Genomic DNA, 19,921 nt, shown 5'->3' on the forward strand with positions numbered 1-19,921 from the left:
CCTATAGTTCCACCGGAGCCAAAAGATCCGGAAGACCCTGTTCCTTTAATACCTAGAACGGGAGACGATGGAGGCATTTATCCGTGGGTCGGTGTGATGTTATTTTCGATAGCAGGGCTATTACTCTCTGTTCGAAAAAAATTGAAAGCAGATAGAGACTAGTGTAGAGCTTATCAGTAAGCACTAAGAGAAAGGGAGCAGGAGACTTTTCCTGCTCCCTTTTTTCGCCGATCGAGAAATTTAAGAAAATAAGGCAGGTGGTTGTAATCAATAAAACATATATTTACAAATTGCTCGTTGTGTTTTTTGCCCTACTTCTCAGTTTCTCTTCTTATATGGTGGCTCGACTATATATACAGGGGCAAGAAGAGCAAGCAGCCTTCGATCAATTGACAGATAGCGTCATCAGCCAGAATGATACTTTTACTTCTGAATATGAAAATAGTGATGGGATGCAAACTACTTCTAAATATACAGAGTATTTGTCAATTTATAAAAAGAATAATGATTTTGTTTGTTGGATAAATATCGATGGTACGCTCGTAAATTATCCCGTTATGTACACGCCGGATGATCCTCAATATTATTTACGCCGTGCCTTCGATAAGAGTGATTCACAAAGTGGAACACCTTTTGTTGGCGAAGGCGGAAATATCAATAGTGATTGCTTTATTATATACGGCCATAATATGGACAACGATAGCATGTTTGGAACCCTGGATCGTTATAAAGAAGCTGCCTTTTATAAAAAAGCATCTACATTTACAATTACAACGCTAACAGAAAGACGTACTTATGAAGTGTTTGCAGCGATTGAGACCTACGTGTCTGATGAAGAAGGACTTTATCCCTATAAGTATTCAGGAAACATAGATCTAAAAGATTATGATGATTTAACCAACTGGCTTCTGGATCATGCTTTGTATGATACAGGGGTATTTCCTTCATACGGCGAACAAATCGTATTGTTGTCTACGTGTAGCTACCATACAAAAAATGGACGCTTTGTCGTGGCTGCACGACGCATTTCTTAAAAGGTCAGTAGATAAGAAAAAACCTTATTGCCCAAAACCGCATAACTTGTCCAAGGGGATAATGAGAGGATCATTATCCCTTTTGTTTTGCTCCTCTCGAAAATTATCGAAAGGAGTTTTTTATATGAACAAACTCATTTATGTCTGCTCTCCTTATCGGGGAGATATCAGGACCAACACGGAACAGGCCAAGGGATACTGCCGAAAAATTGTTCAAGAAGGCGGTATTCCCATCGCTCCTCATCTTCTCTTTCCGCAGTTTATGGATGACAGCATTGCTAGCGAGCGAGAGCGAGCAATGGAGATGAACCTTGAAATTATGCGCCACTGCGATGAGATTCATGTCTTTGGCCATCAGATTAGCTTCGGGATGTTTGAGGAAATACAGGCGGCAAAGAAGCTAGGCATCCCTGTGGTGCAGGAGGAAGTCGAATGAAACTAACCATTTACACAGCAGATACCTGCGGACAGGAATCAAATGTCTACTATCCGAACAGGCTTGATGTAACGGACGAAGCGGCTTTCAAGGATGCGGTCTCCTTTGACCATGTGGCGGCAAGGTATCAAAACAACTATCGCAGCAATGCAAACTTCATTGAATCCGATCATATCAGCATGGACTGTGATAACGAAAAAAGCGATGCTCCTGAGACTTGGATTCTACCTGAGGATATCCTAAGTCTCTTTGACGGTGTCTCTCTCGCTATCGCTACCAGTAGAAATCACATGAAGGAAAAAGGCATAAGATCCGCAAGGCCGAGATTTCATGTCTACTTTCCCATCCCTGAAACAAGAGATAGCGAAGGCTATGCACAGCTCAAAGAAGAACTCGCAGACCTCTTTTCTTTCTTCGATGCCGGAGCTTTGGGAAGTGCTCGGTTTATGTACGGAAATCCCGATACGGAGGTCATTTGGCGTGAAGGAGATCAGCTTATCACGGACTTTATCCGAGACGATTTTGCCGAATGGGATGAAGCGCAAAGCGAAATCCCGGAAGGTTCAAGAAATAAGACGCTCTCGCACTATGCCGGACGCATCATCATAAGACTTGGCGCAACGGAGGAAGCCCATGAGATGTTTCTTAAAAAGGCTGACCTTTGTAATCCTCCGCTCCCGGATCATGAACTTCAAACCATCTGGCAGAGTGCGATGCGCTTCGGAAAGAAAGTATCGGCACAGGAAAGCTATATTCCTCCGGAAGAATACGGCAAGGACTTCTCACTTATGCCGCCCGATTTTTCGGACATCGGTCAGGCTAAGGTCTTGACCCGAGAAAAAGGCGAGATCCTCGTCTACACCGATGCGACAGACTACATGACCTATAACGGGACGCATTGGGAGGAATCAAGGCAAAAAGCGGTCGGTGTCTGTCAGGATTTTTTGGATAAGCAGCTGGAAGAAGCAAAGGCTGTGCTTGGAAAAGCGACAAAGTTTCTCACGGGATCAGGGGTAACCCAAGAGCTCATTCAGGCAGGCGGCAGGACGCTTGAAAAAGCTATCGAGCCTGAACAAAAGAAAACATTTGATTTATATCGAGTCGCCCTTGCCTATAAAAATTTTGTCATGAAAAGGCGTGACATGAAGTATGTCACTTCCGCACTTCAGGCGGCAAAGCCCATGCTCCTTAAAATGATTCAGGATTTTGACAGTCAGGATTTTATGCTGAATACGCCTACCGCTGCCTATGATCTCACAAAAGGTCTTAAAGGAGCGGTGCCGCACAAGCCGGAAGATTATATGACGAAAATCACTCTGGTCTCGCCTGATACGAAAAATGAGAAACTCTGGCTTGATGCGGTCTCGGGCTTTTTCTTAAGTGATCAGGAACTCATCGAATATGTCCAGCAGATTGTAGGGCTTTCCGCTATCGGCAAGGTCTATATGGAAGCCCTGATTATTTCCTATGGAGAAGGTTCGAACGGCAAGTCGACCTTTTGGAACTCCATTGCCAAGGTGCTGGGAAACTACAGTGGCACAATCTCGGCGGATGCTTTGACGGTCGGATGCAGAAGAAATGTAAAGCCTGAGATTGCGGAGCTGAAAGGAAAACGACTGGTCATTGCGGCAGAGCTAGAAGAAGGCATGCGGCTTAATACTTCCGTCATCAAACAGCTTTGTTCTACAGACCTTGTCTCCGGTGAAAAGAAATACAAAGATCCTTTCAAATTTACCCCGACACATACCCTTGTCCTTTATACGAACCATCTCCCCAAAGTTGGGGCGAATGATGACGGCACTTGGCGAAGACTCATTGTCATTCCCTTTCAGGCCAAGATCAAGGGCAAGGCGGATATCAAAAATTATGCGGACTATCTGGTGGAACATGCGGGCGGAGCGATTCTTTCCTGGATTATTGAGGGCGCGAGAAAAGCCATCGATAAAGACTTCAAAATCCCCATTCCGAAATGTGTGGCTGATGCCATTCATAGATACCGGGAGAATAACGACTGGCTCTCAGGCTTTCTCGAGGAATGCTGTGAGATTGATCCATCATACACGCAAAAGTCGGGTGAGTTTTACCAGGATTACCGGGCCTATTGCCAGAGAACAGGTGAATGGACGAGAAGCACGGCGGACTTTTATACAGCCCTTGAAATTGAAGGCTATGAACGGAAGAAAACGAAAGCCGGAATGGTGGTTTTAGGGCTTCGTTTAAAGTCCGAATTTATGGACTAAAAGTCAAAAGGTGCAGGTCGGTGCAGGTCTTTGTATAAAACCCCTTTAGGGCGAAAATTTTAGGTCAAAAATTCTATATAGAGAAGTTTATTAGATGACTTGCACCGACCTGCACCCTCTCGAAGAAAAGACTGAAATATCAACGTTTGACGGAGGAAATAACAATGCTTGAAAAACAGATAGAACATAAATTGTTGACGGAAACCAGGAAAAAATCCGGGCTTTGTTTAAAGTTCGTTTCTCCCGGATTAAACGGTGTTCCGGATAGACTCATCCTTCTTCCCGGAGGAAGGATGGGATTTGTGGAAGTAAAGAAACCCGGCAAAAGTCCCGGAGCCTTGCAGCTTCAAAGGCATAAACAAATCAGGAGCTTGGGCTTTCAGGTTTTTGTCTTGGACGATCCGGGAGATATCGGAGGGATACTTAATGCAATACAAGGCTCATGATTATCAGGAATATGCCAAAGAGGAAATCATCAAGAAAAAAGCCTGCGGTCTTTTCTTAGAGCCGGGACTTGGCAAGACGGTCATCACGCTTTCCGCCATTTGGGAATTGATGTTTGACTACTTTGAAATTTCTAAAGTCCTCGTCATCGCCCCGCTTCGTGTGGCGGAGAATACCTGGACGGAGGAGCTTGAAAAATGGGATCATCTGACCTTTCTTCGAATCTCGAAGGTCTTGGGCAGCGAAAAGGAAAGAATCGAGGCTCTTAAAACACCTGCCGATATCTATGTGATTAATCGGGAGAATGTCGCCTGGCTTTGTAAGCTTTGCGACTGGGATTTTGACATGCTGGTGATTGATGAGCTTTCGAGCTTTAAAAATCCGTCCAGTAAACGCTTCAAGGCACTTCGGAAAAAGCGTCCCGGCATTGACCGGGTCGTAGGCCTTACGGGAACGCCCTCGACCAATGGGCTGATGGATTTATGGTCGGAGATTTATCTTTTGGATCAGGGCAAGCGTCTCGGGAAAACAATCGGAAGCTACCGGGCGGATTTCTTTGTCCCTGACCGAATGAACGGATATATCGTCTATTCCTATAAGCCTCGTCCCGGTGCAGAGGAGTTTATCTATAGCCTTTTATCCGATCTATGCGTTTCCATGAAAAGCCGCGATTTTCTTGAAATACCTGAGCGTCTGGAGCGGGATGTGAAAGTGAAACTCCCGGAGACAGCAAAGGGCATCTACAAAGAGATGGAGCGTGAAATGGTGGCAAAGTTCACAGATAAAACCATTGATGCCGTCAACGCCGCCGTCCTTACCAATAAACTCATTCAGATGGCATCGGGAGCCGTCTATGACGATCAGGGAAATACCGCAGAGCTTCATTCATCCAAGCTTGATGCCTTGGAAGACCTAATCGAAGCGGCAAACGGCAAGCCCGTCCTTATCTACTACAACTATCGCCATGAACGAAGCCGGATAAATGAGCGTTTTAAGGATGCGGTGGAGATTAAAACACCTGAGGACTTTAAGGCTTGGAACAAAGGCGAGATCTCAATCGCTATGGCTCACCCCGCTTCAATGGGACATGGTCTCAATCTCCAACACGGCGGTTCTACCGTGATCTGGTTTTCCCTTCCCTGGTCACTGGAGCTTTACAGTCAGGCCAATGCCAGACTCTGGCGGCAAGGACAAAAGGATACGGTCGTCATCTTCCGGCTTCTTGCCGAAGGCACGATTGATCGGGATGTGGCACGAGCACTCGAGAAAAAGGACATCACACAGGAAGCTTTAATGCAGGCGGTGAAAGCGAGGGTGACGGATGGATAGCGTAAAGAAAGTCAAAGAAATGATGCGATCCTATCCCGCAAACGTCGCAAGGATGAAGGAGCTGGAACAGGAAATGGCACAGTTTATTCCGATTACGGCAAGCGAGGTCTTGGAGATGCTGACCTTTCCCGGAAAGACCGGTGATGAGGTCAGAGTACAAAAGCAGCGTTCCAATAACCGCATCTTTTACATCGCCACTTCTTATCGCAGGCTTGCCTGGCTCATCAATCACAAGACGGAAAGAGAGATGACGAAGGAATATGAAAAGGCAGCCAAGGCAGTGGAATTTATCCGCTATGCCATCCGTGCCTTGCCGTGCTTTTACCGAGACTTGATGACCTATGACATTTTGGAAGGCAGACGCTGGGCTGAGGTCTGTGAACGCTTTTCTTTAAGCGGTGCGGAGTTTTCGAGAAAGAAAGAAGAAGCCGTTAAGCGAATGGCTAAGACACTGGAAAGACAATATCAATACTTTGGTTTTCGCAAGGAGGAGTTATGTGATGATGATTGAGAAACTGCTGGAAAGTTATGAGCTTTATAAAAACGAACTGGAAGCGGATCTGTATCTCTTGCAGACGATGCTTCAGCAGGATATGCCGGAGCCGTCAGGCGACACAATAGAACTTGGACGAGTCTTAAAACACTTAAAAGGCTGTGCCGACTTTATCAACGATGCGGCCGTTGATCATAGACTTAAGCACGCTGAACTTCGTTTTCGTCAGCTTTCCTATTTGGACTGGCTTGTTCGATCAAGAGCAAGTGAGGAGCAGGAAGTCATCAAGGCTTTGTGGCTGGATAGGCTTTCTCTTTCCGAAGCGTCGGACAGGTTTTATATAAGCAAAAGTTCCATGTACAGAAAGAAGCAGGAGGTGTTGAGTGCCTTGGAAGCTGTTTTTTCATCCGACAGAACCGCTCAGACACTTTGGAACGAAATGGAACAAACAGAAACGATTTGATAATGCTTTGTAACTAAAGACCCTGATACTATTAAACTAGGAAAAAACTCAGAAGACCTGCGGCGATGCTGCAGGTTTTTTATGCGGGAGGTGTTTGATGCCAAGAAAACCTAAGCGCCCCTGCTCTTACCCCGGCTGCCCCGAGCTTGTAGAGGGAAGATTTTGTAAGAAGCATGAGCAGGAGGAAGCGAGACGATACGAAAAATACCAAAGGGATCCAGAGACAAGAAGACGCTACGGCAGAGCTTGGAAGCGAATCCGTGACCGCTACATCAAGGCTCACCCTTTGTGTGAGGAGTGCAAACGAAACGGGAAGCTCACTCCCTCTGAAGAAGTTCATCACATCATTCCTTTGTCCGAAGGCGGAACAAATAAACAAAAAAACTTGATGGCTCTTTGCAAGTCCTGTCACTCGAGGATTCATGCTGAGCGTGGCGACAGGTGGAGCTGACCCGGTAGGGGGGTCTCAATCTATACGGAAGATTTTCCGAGCAACGGGCGGTGGGCACCGTGCAAAAAAAGTTCAATTCAAACGGGGGATTAACCCCCCTTTTTTATTTTCAGGAAAGGAGGTGCCTTGTGGCAAGAGACGGAACATACCGAGGCGGCAGACGAGTCAAGGCCGGCAGTAAGCCGGAAGCCTTAGTCGATAAGATTGCCGCCGGAAAAGAAGCAAATGTATTAGAAACACATGATTTTGACCCGGAGGCCCTTTTTGCTCCGGATGAGCCGGAAGGCACCTCGGATTTATACGGTGAGGATATGCCTGAGCCGTCAGACTACCTGTCCGCTCGGCAAAAGGACGGCAAGCCTTTAGGTGCAGATGAAATTTACGAGGAGACCTGGCTCTGGCTAAAGGAAAGACGCTGTGAGAAGCTCGTCAATCCGAGACTTATTGAATCCTATGCACAGGCTTTTGCCCGCTTTATTCAGTGTGAGGAAGCGGTCAGCACCTATGGCCTGTTAGGAAAGCATCCGACAACAGGCGGAGCCATTGCCAGCCCCTTTGTTTCCATGAGCCAGAACTTCCAAAAGCAGGCCAACCTCATCTGGTACGAGATTTTTGACATCGTAAAGCAAAACACGACGACCGCTTTTATTTCCACACCCCAGGACGACATGATGGAGCGTCTCCTTCGAAAGAAAAAGGAGCGTGACTAAGATGCGGACGATGATTGATCTTTTTTCCGGAATCGGAGGTTTCCGCTTAGGGTTCGAAAGAGCGGGCTTTCGCTGTATCGGAAGCTGTGAGAACGATAAATTTGCCCTTGAATCTTACCGGGCAATGTTTGACACGAAGGGAGAGTGGTTTTGTGAAGACATACGAAGCATTAAATCAAAAGATATCCCCTTTGCAGACTGCTGGACCTTCGGCTTTCCTTGCCAGGATATCTCAGTTGCCGGCTTTCAAAGAGGAGTCTCTGCGGAAAGAAGCGGCCTATATTTTACAGTCCTTGACCTCGTCAAGGGCAAAGAAGAAAAAGATAAGCCCCGATGGCTTGTCGCTGAAAACGTTAAAAACCTGCTATCCATTCATGACGGATGGGACTTTGCCCGTGTTCTCCTTGAAATGGATGAAGCAGGGTACGACGTCTTCTGGCAGGTGCTCAATTCCAAAGACTACGGCGTGCCCCAGTCAAGAGAGCGCATCTTCCTTATTGGACATCTTAGAACAAGAGGTCGATTTGAAATACTACCTTTCGAAGGAGAAAACGATGCGCATCTTAGAAGGCTTATAGGCGGATCCCAAGGCTACCGGGTCTACGATCCCGGAGGTGTCGCATGCACAATCCAATCTTCTGTAGGAGGGCTCGGTGCGAAAACCGGGCTCTATTTAATTTCGCAGGAAGGAATGACGGTTAGCAAAGGCAAGGTAAAAACGAGGGATCAATCGACCTGCATCGTTGCGACCTACGGACACGGTCTTGACAACAAAGGCATGCGGACGGGAGTTCTTGAAGCAAGAAGTGTGTCTACACCTTTTCGCACATCGCCAAGATCCAAGACAGCAAGGCGTGTGAAGGAAGACGGCGAGCCGTCCTTTACCCTAACCGGACAAGACCGGCACGGCGTGCTTCTGAGCAACGGCAATCACTATGCCATCAGAAGGCTTACGCCGAAAGAGTGCTTTAGGCTTCAGGGCTTTCCGGATCATCTCTATGAAAAAGCAGCCGCTGTCTGCTCGGAATCTCAGCTTTAGAAGCAGGCAGGCAATGCCGTTACGGTTCCTGTTGCGGAAGCGGTGGCAAGAAAAATTATTGAAGCGGAGGAAAAACAAGATGAAACATTATAAATCAGCCGAGTCCGTGACGAAGGGTCACCCGGATAAGCTCTGTGACTATATAGCTGACAGCATTCTGGACGGCTATCTGAAAGGTGACGAAAGCTCCAGAGTTGCCGTAGAAGTAATGGCGACAAAGGGGCTTATTTTAGTTGCGGGAGAAGTGACGAGCAAAGCTGCTCTCGATGTAGAAAATATTGTGCGAGATGTACTTTTTGATGTGGGTTATGAACCTCAAAATTTCGAGATTAAAGTAAGACTTCACGCACAAAGCCCCGACATCGCACAGGGTGTTGACCGAGGGGAAAACCTGCTCGGTGCGGGCGATCAGGGAATCGTCTACGGCTATGCAACGGATGAAACCCCTGAATACCTTCCGCTTCCTCAAGTGCTGGCAAGAAGGCTCACGATGAGACTTGAAGAAGTGCGAGAGAAAAACATCATCCCTGAACTTATGCCTGACGGCAAGTGTCTTGTGACTGTTGAGTACGAAAACAGTGAAGCGACAAGGATTCACTCGGTCGTATTATCCAGCCAGCATGAGGAGAGCATCTCCAATGCGGATCTCCGGAAGGCGATTCACACTCATGTGATTCGTCCTGCCTTAGAGGGCGTGCTTCCCTTTGAGGAAGAAGATATCCATATCAATCCGACGGGCAGGTTTGTCTTTGGGGGTCCTGAAGCCGACACCGGCTTAACCGGCAGAAAGCTTGCTGTTGATACCTACGGCGGTCTTGCAAGGCACGGTGGCGGAGCTTTTTCCGGGAAAGATCCGACCAAGGTGGACAGATCGGGTGCCTACATGGCAAGGCTCATCGCACGAAGTGTCGTCTCTTCAGGCCTTGCAAAGGAATGTGAAGTATCCATTGCTTACGCTATCGGAAGGCCTGAGCCTTTGTACTTTGATATTGACTGCTTCGGCACGGAGACAAAGGACATAGAAACGATTAAGGAAGAGTGCGAGACGCTCTTTCCCTTATCGGTTTTGCCCATGATTCACTACTTAAAGCTCAGGCAGGATTCCTATGCTCCTCTTGCTATCAAGGGACACTTCGGTGACAGCGAACTTCCCTGGGAAAATGACCTGGCAGGACTTTTGTTTCATGCGGGGGTGAGCCTATGAAAATGACGGAGCACCTTGAAAAAGTTCCCATTGATAGACTCGTTCCCTATGCCAGAAATGCCAGAACGCACAGCAAAGAACAAATCCTTCAGCTTCGAGCTTCCATCCGTGAATTTGGCTTCATCAACCCCTGCCTGATCGATAAGGTCTACAACATCCTCGCCGGACACGGACGGGTACAGGCGGCCAAAGAAGAAGGGCTGACGGAAGTGCCCTGTGTCTTTGTGGAGCATTTAACCGAAGCACAAAAGAGAGCCTATATTTTGGCGGATAACCGCCTTGCTCTTAATGCCGGCTGGGATGAAGAAATGCTGTCGATAGAGCTTTCGGAACTGGAAGGAGCGGACTTTGACCTCGACCTTTTGGGCTTTACTGACGCTGAACTTCATAAACTCTTAGGCGAGATCGAAACCGAGGAAGATGACTTTGACTTGAGCGTTGCCCTGGAAGAAGCAAGCTTTGTAGAACCGGGCGATGTCTGGACACTAGGAAGGCACCGTCTTATCTGCGGAGATGCGACAAAGCTTCAAGATGTAGAAGCGCTCATGGACAAAAAGAAAGCAAACCTGATTTTAACCGACCCGCCCTATGCGGTAAGCTACGAGAGTGCATCCGGTCTTTCCATCAAAAACGATAACCTGAAAGCCGAGGAGTTTTACGATTTTCTCCTAAGTTCTTTTAAGAATATGATCGAGGTTTCCGAAGCCGGAGCTTCCGCCTATGTCTTTCATGCGGATACGGAAGGACTCACTTTCAGAAAGGCTTTTGAAGATGCGGGCTTTCACTTATCAGGTGTCTGCATATGGGCGAAAGACTCTCTGGTTCTGGGAAGATCTCCCTACCAGTGGTCGCATGAACCGATTCTTTTCGGCTGGAACAAAAGAGGCAAGCATGAATGGTATGCAGGCCGTGCGGAAAAAACAGTCTGGCAGTTTAATAAACCGAAGAAGAACGAGAACCATCCGACCTCAAAACCGATAGACCTTTTATCCTACCCGATTCAAAATTCGAGCCGGGCAAACAGCATCGTATTGGATCTTTTCGGCGGCAGCGGTTCTACTCTTATCGCCTGTGAGCAAACAGACCGCATATGCTACATGGCAGAGATTGATGAAAAGTACGCATCGGTCATTTTAAGGCGATATGTGGAATTTAAATCAGGCGACAGTTCGGATGTTTTTGCGTTACGAGACGGCAAGAAAATCCCTTATAAAAAGCTTGTCAAAACTGTCGGTTAATAACAAAAACATGAGTGTAAATTTGTCCGGTAAATAGCCTGAAAACCTTGCAAATAAAGGCTTTTATGACTTGGCTTATCCTCCTTTTAGAGCGAACATGTACATACATAAACGAAGGAGGAAAAAGCCATGAAAAAAGATTTAGAAAAGAAACTGGAAGCCATCGTCAAGGAACGCTATCCCGACATTGAGACGCTTGAGAGCAGAAACAGCGACTCGCTGGATTTTCACGAAATCAGCGTCTGGGGACTTAGAGAACTTCTGGAAAAAGCCTATGAGCTTGGACGCTCGGAAGCGGGGAGGTAGTTATGGAAACAAGATTTTTACTCGAAGGATACAAAAGAAAGGACCTCGCCAAAGCTCTGGCGGGCATTCTTGAAACGGAAGTGAACTACCTAGGCATGCCGTCCATGAGTTACCGCATTGGAAACTCTTTTTTAGAAAAAGACGGCACCTTCATCTGGGGCGTAAACTTCTTAAAAGAGGATGTGGAGAGGATTGTAAGAGAACTTGAAGCTCAGGGCTTTAAGACCTCAAAGGACAGCTTTACCATCTCACTTCCCTCGGAGTATTTTTCAACGGAAACCATGCGAAAGCTGGATCGGATTTTAGAATCCAAGGGTGCTCTTATCAAAAAGGCGTTAAACGCTGACAGAACGGTAGCACTTAGAGAAATTGAAACCGTGGATTTTCCCTGGTTAGACCGAGTTCTTGATGCCGATGAAGCAAGAATTTATACGGAATTTGTGTCAAAACTCTGCCAGATGGCCAAAGAGCAAAAAAGAGTTCTGGAAAGAGAGACCGTGACGGACAACGAAAAATACAGTTTCCGCTGCTTTCTCTTAAGGCTCGGCTACATCGGAGACGAGTACAAGGAAGCAAGAAAGATGCTCTTGAAGCACCTACGCGGTTCTTCTTCTCATCGATATTCCAAGGAGGAAGCTCATGAGAACGCTTAATAAATATACCCTTGAGGGTTTAAGACAATCCTATCCGAAGGGAGCCAGAGTAGAACTTTTAAAGATGGACGATCCGCAGGCACCTCCTGTCGGAACAAAAGGCACAGTCATTGCCGTGGATGATATCGGCAGCATTTTAGTCAACTGGGATAACGGCTCGGGGCTGAATGTCGTCTACGGTGAAGACTTGGTAAGGAGGATTGACCGATGAGCTTAAAAGAACAGATTATAGCCGTCCGTGACAGCGGAAAGACCAATATGCTGGATAGCCGCACGGTGCAGTACATCGCTAGTGAAATGAATTTTTACGAGCTTGTGATTTTCATCGAAGAACACCGAGACAGGTACTCAAAGTTTATCTTCACGGGTGATGAGAAATATTTGTCGGTCAGCGACAAGTAAAGAGGTGGACCTTTGTGCGAAACATGCCTGAAAACCTTGCAAATAAAGGGTTTTAGGACTTGGCTTATTCTTCTTTTAGAGCGAATATGTACGTACAAAAACGAAAGAGGAAAAGACCATGACAAACAAAGAACTGAAGAGACAGACCTTTTTAGAAGCAACGAGACGAAGAAATGAAAAAAAGCGTTTAGCAAGAGAAAAGGATCCTGCAAAAGCAGACCATGAAGACGGCAAAATCAGCTGGAATGAGTATCTTAAAAGGAGCCTGAAGAAATGAGAGAGTTTACAACGATTGAAAAACAGGCTATGAAGATCAGCCCCTGCTACGGCGCCATAGTGCAATGGAAAGAGCGGGTTTTTGTAACAGACATGGACCGATTCGGCAAATACTCTGCGAAGATTTACGAAACGGTGGATTTGGAAGACGCACCGAGCAGGATAGAAGCAAGGCTTTCACTGATCAAAGAAGCCGATGAGAGTTTTCCTGACAGCGGACACGCCATCAAGTGGTGCTTTAAGCAGGATTAACTAAAAGAAAAAATAGAAAGCATCAGCCCTTAGGGGGCTTTTGCTCGTGGTACGGCCTTGAAGGGTCGTTTTTTTATGCGTAAAGGAGGCTTGGATGCGAAAACTAGAACACTACAAACCGACAAAATTTAAGCTTCCCTCCTCCCATTACGACAAAGATGCGGCAGACCGTGCCGTTACCTTTATCAGTCTTTTGAAACATACCAAAGGCGAATGGTACGGCAGACCTTTTGAGCTGATTGACTGGCAGGAACAAATCGTAAGAGACCTCTTCGGCATTTTGAAGCCGAACGGCTATCGGCAATTTAATACGGCCTATATTGAGATTCCAAAGAAGCAAGGCAAGTCTGAACTTGCGGCAGCTATTGCCCTTTACCTTACCTGCGGCGACTTCGAGCACGGCGGTGAGATTTACGGCTGTGCCGCCGACCGCCAGCAGGCATCCATTGTCTTTGATGTGGCGGTGCAGATGGTGGAACAAAACCCTGCGCTGAAAGCCCGCATCAAGCCTTTGATCTCACAAAAGCGCCTTATCTATAAGCCCTTAAACAGCTTCTATCAGGTCTTGTCCTCAGAAGCCTATACCAAGCACGGGCTGAACGTTCACGGGGTGGTCTTTGATGAGCTTCACGCTCAGCCGAACCGTCAGCTCTACGATGTGATGACCAAAGGCTCTGGCGATGCCAGAAAACAGCCGCTCTATTTTTTGATTACAACAGCAGGAACGGATAGGCACTCCATCTGCTGGGAAGTCCATCAAAAGGCGGAAGATATCCTTGCAGGAAGAAAACGGGATCCGAGCTTTTATCCTGTCATCTTCGGAGCGGACGAGGAGGAAGACTGGACGGATGAAGAAGTGTGGAAAAAGGCCAACCCTTCTCTTGGCATAACCGTCGATATTGAAAAGTTAAGGATTGCCTGCAACAGTGCAAGACAGAACCCGGCGGAAGAAAATATCTTCCGTCAATTAAGGCTTAATCAATGGGTGAAGCAATCCGTCCGCTGGATGCCGATGGAAAAGTGGGATGCCTGCACCATAGCAGTTGATGAGACAAAACTCGAAGGCCGCGTCTGTTACGGCGGGCTTGACCTCTCAAGCACCACAGACCTGACGGCCTTTGTTCTGGTCTTTCCTCCGGAAACGGAAGACGAGCCCTATTTCGTTCTTCCCTTTTTCTGGATACCGGAAGACAATATCTCGCTTCGGGTCAGCCGAGACCATGTGCCCTATGACATCTGGGAAAAAGAAGGCTTTCTTCTTACTACCGAAGGAAATGTCGTGCATTACGGCTTTATCGAACAGTTTATTGAAGACCTCGGTACGAAGTACAACATCAAAGCGATCGCCTTTGACCGCTGGGGAGCGGTGCAGATGAGCCAGAACCTCATGGATATGGGCTTTACCGTCGTTCCCTTCGGCCAGGGCTATAAGGACATGAGCCCTCCGACCAAGGAGCTGATGAAGCTGGTCTTGGAAGAAAAACTTGCTCACGGAGGACATCCTGTCCTTCGCTGGTGCGTGGATAATATTTTCGTAAGAACTGACCCGGCAGGCAACATCAAGCCGGACAAGGAAAAATCGACCGAGCGGATTGACGGAGCGGTGGCACTCATTATGGCGCTTGACCGGGCAATCCGAAATCAGGGAAGCGACCTCGGCTCTGTATACGATGAGCGGGGCTTGCTGCTCTTTTAGAAACGATAAGGAGGTGATGTCCTCTGGGACTTTTAAAGAACCTATTCAAAAGCAGGGATAAACCGGAGCTGACTAAACCGTCGGTGTTCCGGTTTTTCTTTGCCCCGTCTTCTTCCGGAAAGCAGGTGACGGAGAAAAATGCCATGCAATCGGCGGCGGTTTATGCCTGTGTCAGAGTAATTGCAGAGACTGTTGCGAGTCTGCCCTTGCATCTTTACCGACACGTCGAGGAAGGAAAAAGGCGGGATACACTCCATCCTTTGTATTTTCTCCTGCACGACAGCCCAAATCCGGAAATGACATCCTTCATCTTCCGGGAAACCCTGATGACCCATCTTCTTTTATGGGGCAATGCCTATGCCCAGATTGTAAGAAACGGGCACGGCGAAATCATCGGGCTTTATCCTCTAATGCCGGACAAGATGCAGGTCAGCCGGGCGGAGACGGACGAACTCATCTACCTTTACCAAAGCGGGATGAGTAATATTGCCTTTCGAAGAGAAGAAATTCTTCATATCCCCGGACTCGGCTTTGACGGACTGGTGGGCTACTCACCGATTGCGATGGCCAGAAACGCTATCGGCATGTCGATGGCAACCGAGGAATTCGGTGCGAGCTTCTTTCAAAACGGGGCCGCTCCTGGTGGTATTTTGGAGCATCCAGGAACCCTTAAAGACCCGTCCAAGGTCAGGGAAAGCTGGAACGAGCTTTTTAAGGGCTCGGGAAACGCCAACAAAGTCGCTGTCTTGGAAGAAGGCATGACCTATAAGCAGATTGGGATTCCGCCAAATGAAGCACAGTTTCTTGAGACAAGAAAGTATCAGACGGAAGAAATTTGCCGTATCTACCGAGTGCCGCCACACCTAGTGGCAGACCTCGATAAGGCGACTTTTTCTAATATCGAACACCAGTCCATCAGCTTTGTCGTTCACACGATAAGGCCCTGGCTGGTACGGCTTGAGCAGGCCATGAACAAGGCTCTTTTATATCCCGCTGAAAGGCAGCGTTATTTCATTGAGTTCAATGTCGACGGGCTTTTAAGGGGCGACTATGAAAGCCGAATGAGGGGCTATGCAACGGCAAGGCAAAACGGCTGGATGAGTGCCAATGACATCAGGCGGCTTGAAAACATGAATCTCATACCAAAAGAAGAAGGAGGCGATCTGTACTTGATCAACGGCAACATGACGAAACTTGAAGATGCCGGCATCTTTTCCGGCAAGGAGGTGAAAAGCGATGGAGAAACGTAAATTCTGGGTCTTTCAAAGAGGAGATCCAAAGGAAGAAACCATCCTGAGACTGGACGGTCCGATTGCAAAAGAGAGCTGGTTTGGCGATGAAGTCACACCGGCTCTTTTCTTATCGGAGCTGGAAAGTCATCCGGGGGATATGACGGTGTGGATTAATTCACCCGGCGGCGATGTCTTTGCGGCATCACAGATCTACACCATGCTCATGGATCACAAAGGCAAAATCACGGTGAAAATCGAGGGCATTGCCGCTTCTGCCGCTTCCGTCATTGCGATGGCGGGCGGTGAGGTGTTGATGAGTCCTTCTTCCATGATGATGATTCACAATCCCGAAACTTCCGCCTACGGCTGGAAAGACGAGATGGAAAAGGCACTGGACATCTTGGACGAAGTCAAAGAATCCATCATTAACGCCTATGAACTAAAAACCGGGCTTTCCAGGCATAAAATCTCTCGCCTGATGGATGACGAGACTTGGATGAATGCAAAGAAGGCAAAGGAACTCGGCTTTTGTGATCGCCTTCTTTTCACCGGCGACGACGAAGAGGAGGAAGCGGATGAAGAAGCTCAGGAAGGTATGGCTTTTGCCGCAAGAAAGATGATGAGCACGGTCTTAAACAAGATCAGTGCCGATGCGGTTTTAGCAAAGAAAGAGGAAGAAGCGGGATCCGATGAAAAAGCGGACAACTTGGAAGAAACAGGTACGAAATACAAAGAGCTTACAAAACGGCTCGAACTTTTACGTCATTAAGGAGGACGAAGAAATGAACAAAATTCAGGAACTGAGAAACAAGCGCCTTGAAACCTGGGAAAAGGCCAAGACCTTTTTAGAGGACAAGCGAGACGAGAAAGGCATCGTCTCAGCAGAAGACACGGCGGCTTACGAAAAGATGGAAGAGGAAGTTGTAGACCTCGGAAAAGAAATCGACAGGCTCGAACGCCAAAGAGACATGGACATGAAGCTTAGTGAAGCGATCAGCCGTCCGGTGGTGGGAAACCCCGTGCAGGACAAGGAAGACAAGACCGGCAGAGGAAGTGACGCTTATCAAAGGGACTTCTGGAACCTTATGCGAAAGAAAAATGCCCCTGTTACCAATGCCCTGCAGGTCGGCACCGACTCCGAAGGCGGCTATCTGGCACCTGATGAATTTGAAAGAACTCTGGTAGAAGCCCTGGAAGAAGAAAACATCTTCAGACAGCTCGCTCATGTCATCCAGACTTCTTCCGGTGACCGCAAAATCCCTGTCGTTGCGACAAAAGGCACGGCCAGCTGGGTGGATGAGGAAGCGGCTATCCCGGAATCCGATCCCGCCTTCGGTCAGGTCTCCATCGGTGCCTATAAGCTGGCGACCATGCTGAAAGTCTCCGAAGAGCTCTTAAACGACTCGGTCTTTGACCTTGAAAGATATATTGCGAAAGAGTTCGGAAGACGCATGGGCTCTAAAGAAGAGGAAGCCTTCCTCATCGGTGACGGTGTGGGCAAGCCTGTAGGCGTTTTCCAAACTACGGGCGGAGGTGAAGTAGGCGTTACAGCCGCTTCAGACAAGGCAGTGACGGCTGATGAGCTGATTGACCTCTTCTATTCGCTTCGTGCGCCGTACAGGAAAAATGCCGTTTTCATCATGAACGATGCGACGGTGAAGCTCATTCGAAAGCTGAAAGACACGACCGGTCAGTATCTCTGGCAGCCGGCCTTGACAGCAGGTACGCCGGATACCATCCTCAATCGTCCGGTCTATACGTCAAGCTTTGCACCCTTGGCGGAAGCTGGAGCTCTTGCGATTGCGTTCGGCGACTTCTCCTATTACTGGATTGCCGATCGTCAAGGCAGGTCTTTCCAAAGATTAAACGAGCTTTTTGCCGCAACGGGTCAAGTCGGCTTTAAGGCGACACAGCGCGTGGACGGAAAACTCATCCTGCCTGAGAGCGTGAAGCTTTTGCAGATGAAGGCCGGCGTATAAGGAGGATAAGGATGAACGCAGAGGATCTTCTTTATCCGTTAAAAGAAAATCTGGTGGTGGAGCATGATGCGGACGATCCTCTCATGCTCCGCTGCCTTTCCTCTGCGATTTCCTATGCAGAGGGATACCAGAAAAAAGGGCCGGATTACTATCTTACACACCCGATGACGGAGAGTACCAAGCAGGCTGTGATCGTCCTTGCAAGTTTCTTCTATGAATCAAGGGACGGTTCAACGGCCGGCTTCTTTTCCGATTCTCCTGAAGCCGCAAGGCAGGTCTGGGAGACGGTGAAGCTACTTCTTCAGGGCGATAAGGATGTGATCCTATGAGCATTAAACTAAATCACTTCATTGAGCTTTTTCGTGTGGAGCAGGAAACGGATCCGGACGGCTTTCCGGTGGAGCGAGATGTCTTTCTTGCAAGTGTCAGAGCCTACCGGGAAGACCGCTACGGGAGCGAGACCTGGAAGAATCGAAGTCTTTTTTCGACAGCAACGACGCTTTTTAGAATCAGGCGGGTTCCCGGCATCACACTTGATACCCGATGCGTCGTGGTAACGGAAGACGGCAGGCACAACATCCTCTCCGTGGAAGACATCCGAAGAAAAGGGCTCTATTGGGAGATTTTGGCTGAAAGAGTCGATACGGAAGGGGTGGTAAAGGATGGCTAAGTGCGAAATGAAAATGCCGGATGAGTTCTTGGATAAGCTCTCGAAACTCGGTGACCGTTTTGATAAAGCCGCTCCTAAGATTTTACAAAGCGGCGGCAAGGTCGTGCTCTCGGCGATGAAAACAAACCTTGAAGGCCGGATCGGAAAAGATACCAAGTACCCTTCCCGCTCCAAGGGCGACCTTTTAAGAAGCCTTGGCATCACCCCGGCTTTGCAGGATCGAAACGGCGAGTGGAATATCCGGGTAGGTGTCGGAGACTCTATCGACCGGGAAGGCGTGCCGAATGCACTGAAAGCTCAGGTCTTGGAGTACGGGAAATCCGGTCAGAAAGCAAAGCCCTGGATGAAGCCGGCACGAAGGAAAGCGAGAAAGCCTGCCGTTCAAGCGATGGAGGAAACACTGAAAAAGGAGTTTGACCTATGAGTGCACTGGCAGAACTAAAACAAATAGCGGAAGGTTTAGGGCTTCCTTCGGGAGCCGTGACCTTTGAAAAGAAGGCTCCTGAAACCTATCTGGTCTTTACACCGCTTTATGACGATTTACTCTTCTATGCCGACAACAAACCGCTGGTGGAGACGGAAGAAATCCGCATCTCACTCTTTTGCAAGGAAAACTATCTTCTTTGGAAAATGAAGCTTACGGAAGCTTTGTTTGAGCGGGATTTCATCATCACAGAGCGGAGGTTTTTAGACCTTGAAGAAGACACGGGATACTACCATTACAGCCTGGACGTGGCGAAAGAATACGTCCGATAAGGAGGAATCACTATGGCAACAATAGGCCTGGATAAATTGTATTATGCAAAAATTACGGAGGATGCTTCCGGCATGGAAACCTACGACACGCCCGTACAGCTGGCAAAAGCCATCACGGCGGAGCTGTCGGTGGAACTGGCGGAAGCGATCCTTTATGCCGATGACGGTGCATCGGAGATTGTAAAAGAGTTTAAAACAGGGACGCTCTCCCTCGGTGTGGACGATATTGGAAGTCAGGCGGCATCCGATCTTACGGGAGCTGTCATCGACACAAACAAAGTCTTGATTTCCTCGTCTGAAGACGGGGGACTTCCTGTCGCTATCGGTTTTCGCGCAAAGAAATCAAACGGCAATTATCGCTATTTCTGGCTTTACCGGGTGAAATTCGGCATACCCGCTACAAACCTTAAAACGAAGGGCGACTCGATCACCTTTTCCACACCGACAATTGAAGGCACGATCATGCGAAGAAACAAGGCGGACGCTGAAGGAAGACACCCCTGGAAGGCGGAAGTGACGGAAGGCGATGAAGGGGTAGCCCCTGAAGTCATTACAGGCTGGTACACCTCCGTCTATGAGCCGGTCTTTACGCCGGTTGCCCCATAAGGAGGATGCTTT

Annotated in this window: 28 protein-coding genes; all 28 read left to right on the top strand. The window is 48.1% G+C overall.

Annotated features, from left to right (window positions below):
• Positions 1-48: 48 nt before the first annotated feature.
• The 28 genes from EF514_RS11020 (at position 49) to EF514_RS01410 (ending at position 19,909) form a co-directional block, all read left to right on the top strand.
• Positions 49-162: an LPXTG cell wall anchor domain-containing protein gene (locus EF514_RS11020; RefSeq protein ID WP_420836567.1), complete on the top strand. Its 114-nt coding sequence runs from the start codon at positions 49-51 to the stop codon at positions 160-162.
• Positions 163-299: 137 nt separating this feature from the next.
• Positions 300-1,034, top strand: a complete 735-nt coding sequence (locus EF514_RS01290; protein WP_240648987.1) for a class B sortase — start codon at positions 300-302, stop codon at positions 1,032-1,034.
• A 124-nt stretch (positions 1,035-1,158) separates the two neighbouring features.
• On the top strand, positions 1,159-1,470 hold the full coding sequence (locus EF514_RS01295; protein ID WP_127723044.1) for a DUF7768 domain-containing protein: 312 nt from the start codon (positions 1,159-1,161) through the stop codon (positions 1,468-1,470).
• Entirely contained in the window at positions 1,467-3,710 is a 2,244-nt protein-coding gene (locus tag EF514_RS01300; RefSeq protein WP_127723046.1) for a phage/plasmid primase, P4 family, read from the top strand. Before EF514_RS01295 ends, EF514_RS01300 begins: the two co-directional genes overlap by 4 nt.
• A 191-nt stretch (positions 3,711-3,901) precedes the next feature.
• A complete protein-coding gene (locus EF514_RS01305) occupies positions 3,902-4,156 on the top strand; it encodes a VRR-NUC domain-containing protein (RefSeq protein ID WP_338067636.1) in 255 nt (84 codons plus the stop codon).
• Positions 4,137-5,483: a DEAD/DEAH box helicase gene (locus EF514_RS01310; protein WP_127723050.1), complete on the top strand. Its 1,347-nt coding sequence runs from the start codon at positions 4,137-4,139 to the stop codon at positions 5,481-5,483. The genes EF514_RS01305 and EF514_RS01310 overlap by 20 nt, the downstream gene beginning before the upstream one ends.
• Positions 5,476-5,994, top strand: coding sequence for a hypothetical protein (locus tag EF514_RS01315; protein ID WP_127723052.1), 519 nt, complete (start codon positions 5,476-5,478; stop codon positions 5,992-5,994). Before EF514_RS01310 ends, EF514_RS01315 begins: the two co-directional genes overlap by 8 nt.
• Positions 5,984-6,439: a hypothetical protein gene (locus tag EF514_RS01320; protein WP_127723054.1), complete on the top strand. Its 456-nt coding sequence runs from the start codon at positions 5,984-5,986 to the stop codon at positions 6,437-6,439. The genes EF514_RS01315 and EF514_RS01320 overlap by 11 nt, the downstream gene beginning before the upstream one ends.
• 97 nt (positions 6,440-6,536) lie before the next feature.
• Complete coding sequence (locus tag EF514_RS01325; RefSeq protein ID WP_127723056.1) at positions 6,537-6,890, top strand: HNH endonuclease; 354 nt, start codon at positions 6,537-6,539, stop codon at positions 6,888-6,890.
• A gap of 128 nt (positions 6,891-7,018) precedes the next feature.
• Positions 7,019-7,600: a P27 family phage terminase small subunit gene (locus tag EF514_RS01330; RefSeq protein ID WP_127723058.1), complete on the top strand. Its 582-nt coding sequence runs from the start codon at positions 7,019-7,021 to the stop codon at positions 7,598-7,600.
• A 1-nt stretch (position 7,601) separates the two neighbouring features.
• Positions 7,602-8,639, top strand: coding sequence for a DNA cytosine methyltransferase (locus EF514_RS01335; RefSeq protein ID WP_205666351.1), 1,038 nt, complete (start codon positions 7,602-7,604; stop codon positions 8,637-8,639).
• 79 nt (positions 8,640-8,718) lie between these two features.
• Entirely contained in the window at positions 8,719-9,843 is a 1,125-nt protein-coding gene (gene metK / locus EF514_RS01340; protein WP_127723060.1) for a methionine adenosyltransferase, read from the top strand.
• Entirely contained in the window at positions 9,840-11,081 is a 1,242-nt protein-coding gene (locus EF514_RS01345) for a DNA methyltransferase (protein WP_240648978.1), read from the top strand. The genes metK and EF514_RS01345 overlap by 4 nt, the downstream gene beginning before the upstream one ends.
• Positions 11,082-11,210: 129 nt before the next feature.
• A complete protein-coding gene (locus EF514_RS10750) occupies positions 11,211-11,387 on the top strand; it encodes a DUF6900 domain-containing protein (RefSeq protein ID WP_164845520.1) in 177 nt (58 codons plus the stop codon).
• Positions 11,388-11,389: 2 nt separating this feature from the next.
• Positions 11,390-12,040, top strand: a complete 651-nt coding sequence (locus tag EF514_RS01350) for a virulence protein (protein ID WP_127723062.1) — start codon at positions 11,390-11,392, stop codon at positions 12,038-12,040.
• Positions 12,027-12,251: a DUF4314 domain-containing protein gene (locus tag EF514_RS01355; RefSeq protein ID WP_127723064.1), complete on the top strand. Its 225-nt coding sequence runs from the start codon at positions 12,027-12,029 to the stop codon at positions 12,249-12,251. Before EF514_RS01350 ends, EF514_RS01355 begins: the two co-directional genes overlap by 14 nt.
• Positions 12,248-12,442 carry a DUF5049 domain-containing protein gene (locus tag EF514_RS01360; protein WP_127723066.1) on the top strand — a complete coding sequence of 65 codons (195 nt, stop codon included), beginning with the start codon at positions 12,248-12,250 and terminating at the stop codon, positions 12,440-12,442. Before EF514_RS01355 ends, EF514_RS01360 begins: the two co-directional genes overlap by 4 nt.
• Positions 12,443-12,560: 118 nt before the next feature.
• Positions 12,561-12,719: a hypothetical protein gene (locus tag EF514_RS10755; protein ID WP_164845521.1), complete on the top strand. Its 159-nt coding sequence runs from the start codon at positions 12,561-12,563 to the stop codon at positions 12,717-12,719.
• Positions 12,716-12,970 (top strand): Nmad4 family putative nucleotide modification protein, encoded by a 255-nt coding sequence (locus EF514_RS01365; RefSeq protein WP_127723068.1) that lies wholly within the window; start codon positions 12,716-12,718, stop codon positions 12,968-12,970. Before EF514_RS10755 ends, EF514_RS01365 begins: the two co-directional genes overlap by 4 nt.
• A gap of 94 nt (positions 12,971-13,064) precedes the next feature.
• Positions 13,065-14,666: a terminase large subunit gene (locus EF514_RS01370; RefSeq protein ID WP_127723070.1), complete on the top strand. Its 1,602-nt coding sequence runs from the start codon at positions 13,065-13,067 to the stop codon at positions 14,664-14,666.
• A gap of 83 nt (positions 14,667-14,749) precedes the next feature.
• Complete coding sequence (locus EF514_RS01375; protein WP_338067639.1) at positions 14,750-15,916, top strand: phage portal protein; 1,167 nt, start codon at positions 14,750-14,752, stop codon at positions 15,914-15,916.
• A complete protein-coding gene (locus EF514_RS01380) occupies positions 15,903-16,667 on the top strand; it encodes a head maturation protease, ClpP-related (RefSeq protein WP_127723074.1) in 765 nt (254 codons plus the stop codon). The genes EF514_RS01375 and EF514_RS01380 overlap by 14 nt, the downstream gene beginning before the upstream one ends.
• A 13-nt stretch (positions 16,668-16,680) precedes the next feature.
• A complete protein-coding gene (locus tag EF514_RS01385; RefSeq protein ID WP_127723487.1) occupies positions 16,681-17,877 on the top strand; it encodes a phage major capsid protein in 1,197 nt (398 codons plus the stop codon).
• An 11-nt stretch (positions 17,878-17,888) separates the two neighbouring features.
• Entirely contained in the window at positions 17,889-18,206 is a 318-nt protein-coding gene (locus tag EF514_RS01390; protein WP_127723076.1) for a head-tail connector protein, read from the top strand.
• Positions 18,203-18,547 (top strand): head-tail adaptor protein, encoded by a 345-nt coding sequence (locus EF514_RS01395; RefSeq protein WP_127723078.1) that lies wholly within the window; start codon positions 18,203-18,205, stop codon positions 18,545-18,547. Before EF514_RS01390 ends, EF514_RS01395 begins: the two co-directional genes overlap by 4 nt.
• Positions 18,540-18,971 carry an HK97-gp10 family putative phage morphogenesis protein gene (locus EF514_RS01400; protein WP_127723080.1) on the top strand — a complete coding sequence of 144 codons (432 nt, stop codon included), beginning with the start codon at positions 18,540-18,542 and terminating at the stop codon, positions 18,969-18,971. The genes EF514_RS01395 and EF514_RS01400 overlap by 8 nt, the downstream gene beginning before the upstream one ends.
• Entirely contained in the window at positions 18,968-19,303 is a 336-nt protein-coding gene (locus tag EF514_RS01405) for a hypothetical protein (RefSeq protein WP_127723082.1), read from the top strand. Before EF514_RS01400 ends, EF514_RS01405 begins: the two co-directional genes overlap by 4 nt.
• Before the next feature lie 12 nt (positions 19,304-19,315).
• A complete protein-coding gene (locus tag EF514_RS01410) occupies positions 19,316-19,909 on the top strand; it encodes a major tail protein (RefSeq protein WP_127723084.1) in 594 nt (197 codons plus the stop codon).
• Positions 19,910-19,921 lie beyond the last annotated feature (12 nt).

It is taken from the genome of Anaerosphaera multitolerans (assembly GCF_004006535.1).
Lineage (GTDB): Bacteria > Bacillota > Clostridia > Tissierellales > Peptoniphilaceae > Anaerosphaera > Anaerosphaera multitolerans.

Excerpts from the sequence above, each read along its gene's own strand:
- EF514_RS01295 (WP_127723044.1), top strand. The coding sequence starts at position 1,159 with ATGAACAAACTCATTTATGTCTGCTCTCCTTATCGGGGAGATATCAGG.
- EF514_RS01300 (WP_127723046.1), top strand. The coding sequence starts at position 1,467 with ATGAAACTAACCATTTACACAGCAGATACCTGCGGACAGGAATCAAAT.
- EF514_RS01310 (WP_127723050.1), top strand. The coding sequence starts at position 4,137 with ATGCAATACAAGGCTCATGATTATCAGGAATATGCCAAAGAGGAAATC.
- EF514_RS01315 (WP_127723052.1), top strand. The coding sequence starts at position 5,476 with ATGGATAGCGTAAAGAAAGTCAAAGAAATGATGCGATCCTATCCCGCA.
- EF514_RS01320 (WP_127723054.1), top strand. The coding sequence starts at position 5,984 with ATGATGATTGAGAAACTGCTGGAAAGTTATGAGCTTTATAAAAACGAA.
- EF514_RS01325 (WP_127723056.1), top strand. The coding sequence starts at position 6,537 with ATGCCAAGAAAACCTAAGCGCCCCTGCTCTTACCCCGGCTGCCCCGAG.
- EF514_RS01335 (WP_205666351.1), top strand. The coding sequence starts at position 7,602 with ATGCGGACGATGATTGATCTTTTTTCCGGAATCGGAGGTTTCCGCTTA.
- metK (WP_127723060.1), top strand. The coding sequence starts at position 8,719 with ATGAAACATTATAAATCAGCCGAGTCCGTGACGAAGGGTCACCCGGAT.
- EF514_RS01345 (WP_240648978.1), top strand. The coding sequence starts at position 9,840 with ATGAAAATGACGGAGCACCTTGAAAAAGTTCCCATTGATAGACTCGTT.
- EF514_RS10750 (WP_164845520.1), top strand. The coding sequence starts at position 11,211 with ATGAAAAAAGATTTAGAAAAGAAACTGGAAGCCATCGTCAAGGAACGC.
- EF514_RS01350 (WP_127723062.1), top strand. The coding sequence starts at position 11,390 with ATGGAAACAAGATTTTTACTCGAAGGATACAAAAGAAAGGACCTCGCC.
- EF514_RS01355 (WP_127723064.1), top strand. The coding sequence starts at position 12,027 with ATGAGAACGCTTAATAAATATACCCTTGAGGGTTTAAGACAATCCTAT.
- EF514_RS01360 (WP_127723066.1), top strand. The coding sequence starts at position 12,248 with ATGAGCTTAAAAGAACAGATTATAGCCGTCCGTGACAGCGGAAAGACC.
- EF514_RS10755 (WP_164845521.1), top strand. The coding sequence starts at position 12,561 with ATGACAAACAAAGAACTGAAGAGACAGACCTTTTTAGAAGCAACGAGA.
- EF514_RS01365 (WP_127723068.1), top strand. The coding sequence starts at position 12,716 with ATGAGAGAGTTTACAACGATTGAAAAACAGGCTATGAAGATCAGCCCC.
- EF514_RS01370 (WP_127723070.1), top strand. The coding sequence starts at position 13,065 with ATGCGAAAACTAGAACACTACAAACCGACAAAATTTAAGCTTCCCTCC.
- EF514_RS01380 (WP_127723074.1), top strand. The coding sequence starts at position 15,903 with ATGGAGAAACGTAAATTCTGGGTCTTTCAAAGAGGAGATCCAAAGGAA.
- EF514_RS01385 (WP_127723487.1), top strand. The coding sequence starts at position 16,681 with ATGAACAAAATTCAGGAACTGAGAAACAAGCGCCTTGAAACCTGGGAA.
- EF514_RS01390 (WP_127723076.1), top strand. The coding sequence starts at position 17,889 with ATGAACGCAGAGGATCTTCTTTATCCGTTAAAAGAAAATCTGGTGGTG.
- EF514_RS01395 (WP_127723078.1), top strand. The coding sequence starts at position 18,203 with ATGAGCATTAAACTAAATCACTTCATTGAGCTTTTTCGTGTGGAGCAG.
- EF514_RS01400 (WP_127723080.1), top strand. The coding sequence starts at position 18,540 with ATGGCTAAGTGCGAAATGAAAATGCCGGATGAGTTCTTGGATAAGCTC.
- EF514_RS01405 (WP_127723082.1), top strand. The coding sequence starts at position 18,968 with ATGAGTGCACTGGCAGAACTAAAACAAATAGCGGAAGGTTTAGGGCTT.
- EF514_RS01410 (WP_127723084.1), top strand. The coding sequence starts at position 19,316 with ATGGCAACAATAGGCCTGGATAAATTGTATTATGCAAAAATTACGGAG.